7 protein-coding genes are annotated in these 8,300 nt (G+C 74.5%); 6 read left to right on the top strand and 1 reads right to left on the bottom strand.

The genetic code is table 11. The features are described 5' to 3' along the window. The 6 genes from VMF51_RS24175 to VMF51_RS24150 form a co-directional block, all read left to right on the top strand. On the top strand, positions 1–1,164 hold a 1,164-nt coding region (locus VMF51_RS24175; protein ID WP_325477045.1), incomplete at its 5' end, for a carboxyl transferase domain-containing protein. Between the two features lie 2 nt (positions 1,165–1,166). After that, positions 1,167–3,086 carry an acetyl/propionyl/methylcrotonyl-CoA carboxylase subunit alpha gene (locus tag VMF51_RS24170; protein ID WP_325477044.1) on the top strand — a complete coding sequence of 640 codons (1,920 nt, stop codon included), beginning with the start codon at positions 1,167–1,169 and terminating at the stop codon, positions 3,084–3,086. A gap of 139 nt (positions 3,087–3,225) precedes the next feature. Continuing rightward, positions 3,226–4,134, top strand: a complete 909-nt coding sequence (locus VMF51_RS24165; RefSeq protein ID WP_325477046.1) for a hydroxymethylglutaryl-CoA lyase — start codon at positions 3,226–3,228, stop codon at positions 4,132–4,134. Between the two features lie 47 nt (positions 4,135–4,181). Continuing rightward, positions 4,182–5,273 carry a hypothetical protein gene (locus VMF51_RS24160; protein ID WP_325477043.1) on the top strand — a complete coding sequence of 364 codons (1,092 nt, stop codon included), beginning with the start codon at positions 4,182–4,184 and terminating at the stop codon, positions 5,271–5,273. Positions 5,274–5,280: 7 nt separating this feature from the next. Beyond that, positions 5,281–6,393: a hypothetical protein gene (locus tag VMF51_RS24155; protein ID WP_325477042.1), complete on the top strand. Its 1,113-nt coding sequence runs from the start codon at positions 5,281–5,283 to the stop codon at positions 6,391–6,393. Further along, positions 6,390–7,604: a hypothetical protein gene (locus VMF51_RS24150; protein WP_325477041.1), complete on the top strand. Its 1,215-nt coding sequence runs from the start codon at positions 6,390–6,392 to the stop codon at positions 7,602–7,604. Before VMF51_RS24155 ends, VMF51_RS24150 begins: the two co-directional genes overlap by 4 nt. Here the strand turns inward: VMF51_RS24150 and VMF51_RS24145 are convergent. Beyond that, on the bottom strand, positions 7,565–8,257 hold the full coding sequence (locus VMF51_RS24145) for an EcsC family protein (protein ID WP_325477040.1): 693 nt from the start codon (positions 8,255–8,257) through the stop codon (positions 7,565–7,567). The two genes, VMF51_RS24150 and VMF51_RS24145, sit on opposite strands and share 40 nt — an antisense overlap. Positions 8,258–8,300: the final 43 nt, after the last annotated feature.

Below are 8,300 nucleotides of genomic sequence, written 5' to 3'. Positions count from 1 at the left end.
CCCTGCGTCTACCTCGTCGACAGCGGCGGCGCGAACCTTCCCCACCAGGCCGAGGTCTTCCCCGACCGCGAGCACTTCGGCCGCATCTTCTTCAACCAGGCGCGGATGAGCGGCGAGGGCATCGCCCAGATCGCCTGCGTCATGGGCCTGTCGACCGCCGGCGGCGCCTATGTGCCCGCCATGAGCGACGAGTCCATCATCGTCAAGAACCAGGGCACCATCTTCCTGGGCGGCCCGCCGCTGGTGAAGGCCGCGACCGGCGAGGTGATCTCGGCCGAGGAGCTGGGCGGCGCCGAGACCCACGGCCGCAAGTCCGGCGTGGTCGACCACGTGGCGGAGAACGACGAGCACGCGCTCACCATCGTCCGCCGCATCGTCGCCAACCTGAACACCACCAAGACCCACGAACTGTCGCTCGAAGAGCCCGAGCCCCCGGCCTACGACCCGACCGAGATCTACGGCATCGTCCCTTCGGACGTCCGCGCGCCCTACGACGTCCGCGAGGTGATCGCCCGCATCGTCGACGGCTCGGAGTTCGACGAGTTCAAGCCGCTCTACGGGACGACGCTGGTCACCGGCTTCGCGCGCATCTGGGGCTATCCGGTGGCCATCCTGGCCAACAACGGGGTGCTGTTCTCGGAAAGCGCGCTGAAGGGCGCCCACTTCATCGAGCTCGCCTGCCAGCGGAAGATCCCGCTGGTCTTCCTGCAGAACATCTCCGGCTTCATGGTCGGGCGGGAGTACGAGAACAAGGGCATCGCCCGCGACGGCGCCAAGCTCGTCACGGCGGTCGCGTGCAGCGTGGTCCCGAAGTTCACCGTCGTCATCGGCGGCTCGTTCGGGGCGGGCAACTACGGCATGTGCGGGCGGGCGTACGACCCGCGGTTCCTGTGGATGTGGCCCAACGCGCGGATCTCGGTGATGGGTGGCGAGCAGGCCGCGTCGGTGCTCGCGACCGTGGCCGGCCGCCCGGACGACGACGGGTTCAAGGACCCGATCCGCGAGCAGTACGAGGCGCAGGGCTCGCCGTACTACGCCACCGCCCGGCTCTGGGACGACGGCGTCATCGACCCCGCGGACACCCGCCGGGTCCTCGGTCTGGGGCTGGCCACCGCGGCCAACGCTCCGGTGCCCGAGCCCTCCTACGGTGTTTTCCGGATGTGACGATGATCGACACCCTGCTCATCGCCAACCGCGGCGAGATCGCCCTCCGGGTGATGCGCACGGCCGCCCGGCTCGGGATCCGCACCGTCGCGGTGTTCACCGAGCTCGACGCGTCGGCCCCGCACGTGCGGGCCGCGGACGAGGCGGTCCTCGTGCCGTCGTACCTCGACGTCGAGGCGGTGGTCGCCGCCGCCGTGGCGACGGGCGCCGACGCCGTGCACCCGGGGTACGGCTTCCTCTCCGAGCGAGCCGCCTTCGCGCGGGCCGTGACCGCCGCCGGCCTGACCTTCGTCGGCCCGTCGGGCGACGTGATGGACGCGATGGGCCGCAAGGACGCCGCCCGCGAGGTCGCCGTCGCCGCGGGCGTGCCGGTGGTGCCGACCGGGGAGCAGGCCGGACTCCCCGTGCTGGTCAAGGCCGCCGCCGGCGGCGGCGGCAAGGGGATGCGGATCGTCCGCTCCGAGGAGGAGATGGCGGACGCCGTGGCCGCCGCGCAGCGCGAGGCGCGCAGCGCGTTCGGCGACGACACGATGCTGGTCGAGAAGTACGTCGAGCGCGGCCGGCACGTCGAGGTCCAGGTCATGGCCGACACCCACGGCACGGTGCTGCACCTGTTCGAGCGCGACTGCTCCACCCAGCGCCGGCACCAGAAGGTGCTCGAGGAGGCGCCCGCGCCCACCATCGGCCCGGAGGTGCGATCGCTGGTGACCTCGTCGGCCGTCGCCCTCGCCCGCGAGGTCGGGTACGTCGGCGCGGGGACGGTGGAGTTCCTGGTCGACGACGAGACGGGCGAGGCGTACTTCCTGGAGATGAACACCCGGCTGCAGGTCGAGCACCCGGTGACCGAGCTGGTGACCGGCCTGGACCTCGTCGAGCTGCAGCTGCGGGTCGCGGCCGGCGAGCCGCTGGGGCTGACCCAGGACGAGATCCGCTGCGAGGGGCACGCCATCGAGGCCCGGGTGTACGCCGAGGACGCCTTCGGCGGCTTCCTCCCGCAGGCCGGGGCGACCTCGATCGTGCGCTGGCCCGACGGCTCTCGGTGGTCGAGTAGCCCGCGAGGGACGAGCGGGCGTATCGAGACCAGGGTCGACCACGCGCTGGAGTCCGGCCAGGTCGTCAGCACGTCGTACGACCCGATGCTCGGGAAGGTGATCGTGCACGGGCCGGACCGCGAGTCGGCCCGGCGGGCCTTGGTCGCGGCCCTCGACGAGACGGTCATCCTGGGCCTGACCACCAACACCGGATTCCTGCGGGCGCTGGCCGCGGGGGAGGAGTTCCGCGACGCCGCGATCGACACCGCGTGGCTCGACCGGCACGAGGTCCCGGCCCCCGATGCCGACCTGCCTCGGCTGTTCGTGGCCTGGGTGAGCGCGATGCTCACCGCGGTCGGCGACACCGGCCATCCGTTCCAGGCCGACGGGTTCCGGCTGGGCGCACCGCCCGCGCCGACCCTGGTCCCGCTCGACCGCGAGGTGCTGGTCGACCGTACGGCCGGCACCGTCGACGGCGTACCCGTGCGTCAGCTCGGCGCCGCCGACCACGTCCTGGAGCTGGCCGTCGACGGCCGCCGGGTGCGGATGGTGGTCAACGTGCAGTCGGGCCCGCACGGCGTCGCGGAGGCGTCGTACCAGGGGCAGCGGTTCGTCTTCGCCCGCCCCGACGCCCTGGCCGACCACGGCCCGCTCGCCGGCGACGGCCTGGTCGTCGCGCCCATGCCCGGCACGGTCCTGGAGGTCCGCGTCGAGCCCGGCGCCACGGTCGCCGAGGGCGACCCGCTCGGCATGCTGGAGGCGATGAAGATGGAGCTGACCCTGCGCGCCCCCTTCGCCGGCACGGTCGCCTCCGTCGACGCCGCCGCCGGCCAGCAGGTCGCCCTCGGCGCGGCCCTGTTCCACGTGGAACCGGAGGAGGAGCCAGCATGAGCCGCCCGCGCCACCGCCCCGGCTGTAACGCGGTGTCCACCCACCTGGTGCGGTGCTGCAACACCGCACCAGCCAGACGAACACCGCGTTACAGCCGCCGCCGGCCCGCCCCCGGAGGCCCCCGGTGACCCCCCTGCCCATGGTCGTCCCGGAGGCCGGCCTGCCGGAGCGGGTGACGATCTACGAGGTCGGGCCGCGCGACGGGCTGCAGAACGAGCAGGCGATGGTGCGGACGGCGGTCAAGGCCGAGTTCGTACGGCGCCTGGTCGCGGCAGGCCTGCCGGTGGTCGAGGCGACCAGCTTCGTGCACCCCCGCTGGGTGCCGCAGCTGGCCGACGCCGAGGAGCTGATGGGCCTGCTGGGCGAGGACGGCCGGCGGCACCCGGTGCTGGTGCCCAACGAGCGCGGGCTGGACCGGGCGCTCGCGCTCGGCCTGCAGCATGTCGCGATCTTCGGCTCGGCCACCGAGACCTTCGCGCAGAAGAACCTCAACCGCAGCCTCGACGGCCAGCTGGCGATGTTCGAGCCGACGGTACGGCGGGCGCGCGAGGCCGGCGTCGACGTCCGGGCCTACGTCAGCATGTGCTTCGGCGACCCCTGGGAGGGGCCGGTGCCGGTCGAGCAGGTGGTCGCCGTCGGCACCCGGCTGCTGGACCTCGGCGCGAGCCAGCTCAGCCTCGGCGACACCATCGGCGTCGGTACGGCGGGCCAGGTCACCGCCCTGGTCGCCGCGTTCGGGGCGGCGGGGGTCGGCGTCGACCGGCTGGCCCTGCACTTCCACGACACCTACGGCCAGGCCCTCGCCAACACGTACGCCGCCCTGCGGGCCGGAGTCACCACGTTCGACGCGAGCGCCGGGGGGCTGGGCGGGTGCCCGTACGCCCACAGCGCCACGGGCAACCTGGCCACCGAGGACCTGGTGTGGATGCTCGACGGCCTCGGCATCCGGCACGGCGTCGACCTCGAGGCCCTGGTCGCGACCAGCACCTGGCTGGCCGGGCACCTCGGCCGGCCCAGCCCGTCCGCGGTGGTCCGCGCGCTGGCCTGAGCGACGGGGTCGACGGGAGCGGACCCGCCCTGCGGCACAATCGGCCCATGGCCGACGTCGTCTACCTCCACCTGGGTGCGCCCAAGACGGGCACCACCTACATCCAGGACCGGCTGGCCCTCAACCGGCCCACGCTCGCGCGGCACGACGTCCGCTACCCGATCGGCTCGAACCCCGACATGTTCCGCCCCGCCCTCGACCTCGTCGAGCGGCCCTGGGCCGGGCTGCAGCGCGACGTCGAGGGCGAGTGGGACGCGCTCGTACGCCGCGCCCAGCGCTCCAAGGGGAGCGTGATCATCAGCCACGAGATCCTCGCGGGCGCGAACCGCGAGCAGGTCGAGCGGGCCGTCACGTCGCTGGCCCCCGCCGACATCCACATCGTCGTCACGGCGCGCGACATCGCCCGCCAGGTCCCCGCGGAGTGGCAGGAGCGGCTCAAGCACCGCCACGTGTCGTCGTACCGCCGCTTCGTCCGCCGCGTCCGGCGCCGGCCCCGTTCCGAACAGGCGCAGTCGTTCTGGCAGGTCCAGGACCTCACCCGGGTGCTCGAACGCTGGAGCCGGCAGCTCACGCCCGACCACGTGCACGTCGTGACCGTGCCGCAGCCGGGCGGACCGCACGACGAGCTGTGGCGGCGGTTCTGCCGCGCGGTCGGCGTCGACCCCGCCTGGGCGCCGCTCGACAGCGTGCGCCGCAACCCGTCGATCGGCTCCGCCGAGACCGTCCTGCTGCGCCGGCTCAACGCCCGGCTGCGCAAGGAGGGCCTCCAGCAGGCCGACTACGCCGCCCTCGTGCGGCAGCTGATCGTCCACGAGACCCTCGCCGCGCGGACGACGGCGGACCGGATCACCCTCCCGCCGAACGCCTACGACTGGGCCGACGAGATCGCGGACCGCTGGCACGACTGGCTGGTCGGCTCGGGGGTCGACGTCATCGGCGACCTCGAGGACCTGCGTCCCGTCCGACCGGAGCCGGACGCGCCCTGGAAGGACCCCGACCGCCCCCGTCAGCGCGACGTCACCGACGTGACGATGGAGGCGCTGGTCGCGATGGTGATGGAGGCGGCGCGTCGTACCCCACCCGACGAGCAGCTGACCGCGCGGGTCGGCAAGGTCGCGCGGCGACTCCGCGAGCGGTGAGCGCCGGGTGAGCACCGCCGAGGCGCTGCAGCCGGGTCTGCGCCGGGCCTGGGGCTGGTACGCCCACCTGCGCGGCGGCGGCACCACCGCCTGGGCCGCGTGGACCGCCGAGGCCGAACCCTCCGGTCCCTACCTGCCCGGCGCCCAGCAGCTGGAGCTGCTGCGCCGGCTCAACGAGGCCGGGCACCCCGGCCCTCGCCTCGCCGACCGCGTGCTCACGGCCAGCGCGCCCGGCCGCGGCCGCCCGGACCTGCCCCTGGCGGGTACGGCGGAGCAGCGGTTCGGTCCGCGCCCGGTCGACCCGGCCGAGGTGCCCGCCGAGGAGCTGGTCAGGGTCGCGAGCAGCCTGCTCGCCGAGGACACCGTCGCCGCGGGCGTTCCCGCGCGACCGGGACCGGGCCGGCGACTGCCCTGGCGGACCCGCTACCGGCTGCTCGGCGACCCGTGGCTCACCGAGCCGATCCGCGAGGAGCTCGCCGCCCGCGGCCGGCCGTCGGGGGATCGCGGCGCACCCGTGCTCGTCCTCGGCACCGACGTCGCGAGCATGGTCGTCGACGTGTGGACCGCGCGCTCCTTCTCCACCGGCGCGCCGTCGTGGCCGGAGTGGCTGGCCGGGGTCGCCGAGCGTCGCCGGCCCCCACGCCGGGCCGACCTGGTCCGCACCGCCCGCCGCTGGGCCGACGAGGTGGGCCGCGACCGGGTCCGGATCGTGTTCGATCCCGCCGCGCTGCCGCGCCTGGTCGGCGTACGACGGGGGAGCCTGCCCGCTCCGCCGCCGGTCTCCGCCGACGCCACCGATCTCGCCCGCAGGGTCGGCGCGGTGCTGGGCGTCCTGGTGGCGCCCGAGCGCCGGGTCGAGCTGCTCCGCCACGGACTGCTGCCGCGCGTCGCAGCGGTCCCCGGGCCGGCGCTCACGATGCCGTCCGACCTGATGCCGTGGGCGACCGAGTACGCCGGGCGGGTGCGCGAGACGCTGGTGGCCGATGGCTACCCTGTCGTGGGCGACCCCGACGTCCTGCTGCCGCGACCGCGTGCCGGCGTCGAGGGTCCGCGCGACGACGCCGTCCTCGCGCTGGCGCTGCGCCTGCTGCTGGAGGACGGGAACGGGAGGACCGGATGACCAAGCGCGTGCTGCTGCACGTCGGCACGCCGAAGACCGGGACGTCGTACCTGCAGGACGTGCTGTTCCGGAACCGGCCGGTCCTGGCCGAGCACGGCATCCTCTACCCGGCCGAGCGGTTCGACGAGCACTTCCTGGCCGCGCTCGACCTGATGCGGCTGCCGTGGGGCGGCCTCGAGGTCCAGGCGGTCGGCGCGTGGGACCGGCTCGCCGCGACCGTCCGGGAGCACGACGGCACCGCGATCGTCAGCCACGAGATCCTCGCGACCGCCTCGCGCTCCCAGGCCGACCGCGCGTTGCGCTCGCTCGGGCACGGCTCCGGCACCGAGGTGCACCTGGTGCTGTCGGTGCGCGACCTGGTGCGCCAGATCCCCGCCGAGTGGCAGGAGAACCTCAAGCACCGCAGCATGCTGAGCTACGCCACCTTCCTGGAGCAGATCCGCGACCCGGCCCGCGAGGGCCGGATCGCCACCTGGTTCTGGGGTGTCCAGGAGGTGCCCGAGATCCTGGAGCGCTGGGGCCACGACCTGCCTCCCGAGCGGATCCACCTGGTCACGGTGCCGCCGCCGGGCGGCCCGCGCGACGAGCTGTGGCAGCGGTTCAGCCGGGCCTTCGGTCTCGACGACGTCGCGCTCGACCTCGAGGTCGAGCGGGTCAACCCGTCCCTCGGGGTCCCGGAGACGGCGCTGATCCGGCGGATCAACCGCGCCGTGAACGGCGAGCTCGACTCCAGCACCTACCGGCCGCTGGTCCGCGAGCTGTTGGCCCACCAGACGCTGTCGCGCCGTACCCGCTCCCCGCGGCTCGCCCTCCCGCCCGACGTCCACCCGTGGGCACGCGATCTCCAGACCGCGTGGGTCGAGGAGATCCGGGCGCGGGGGTACGACGTCGTCGGCGACCTCGACGACCTCACCGGCCCGCCCCCGCCCGAGCGGTTCGCCGACCCCGACCGCCCGGCGCCGCGGCAGGTCGCCAACGCCGCCGTCGACGCGATCAAGGCGCTGCTCGTCGAGAACGCCCGCCTGGTGACGGCGGAGCAGGCGGTCCGGGACGAGCTCGACGAGGCCTACCGTGCGCTGGAGCGCTCGTACCTGCGCCCGACGTACCGCTGGCGCGAGAAGACCGTCCGGCGCCTGCAGGAGGGGGCGCTCGGCACCCGGCTGCTGGAGACCTACCGGCGCGCGCGGGGCAGGAGCTCGGAGTCGGCGTAGCGGCCGACCCGCCAGGTGTTGACGCCGTCGGCGCCCAGCCCGACCAGCCCGCCGACCACCGGCACCTTGCGACCGACGGTCACGGCCAGCCGCTTGCCGGCGACCCGGGCGACCAGCTCGCCCGCCACCTCGGCACTGATCCGCCGCGCGAGCTCGGGGTCGTGCTGCGGCGCGGTCGCCAGCGCCATCGGCGGCGCCGGGAGCTTGCGCCGCTTGACCAGCTTGTCGACCGAGTCGCGGCCCAGCATGCAGGTGAGGATCGCGTTGCGGACCCGCGGGTCGTCGAGGTCGTAGCCGCGCAGGTGGGCGATGCCGGCGACCATCCGGCACTGGATGAGGGCCAGGCCGGTGACGTTGGTGGGGATCGTGAGCGCGGCGGTGACCACGCCGCCGATGTTGGTGACGAAGCCCTGCGCGCCCGCGTAGCGGACGTGGTTCTCGATCACCTCGTGCACCGCACGGTCGACGTCGCCGCGCTGCTCGCGCAGCTGCGCCTCGGCGGCCTTCGCGGCCGGGGGCAGCGGACCGACGCCGACGATCGCCCGGTGAAGTGCCTCGCGGACGAACGACGAGGTCAGCCCGGGCGCCATCGCGACGGCGCGCGGGGCCATCTGGCGCGCGACGCCGCTGGTCATCCGGCCCATGGTGGTCATGTCCTCGATCCTACGGACGGGGGGTACGCCGTACCGTGTCCTC

This window comes from Nocardioides sp. (genome assembly GCF_035503875.1).
GTDB lineage: Bacteria > Actinomycetota > Actinomycetes > Propionibacteriales > Nocardioidaceae > Nocardioides.
This window is presented reverse-complemented; position numbering and strand designations above follow the sequence as displayed.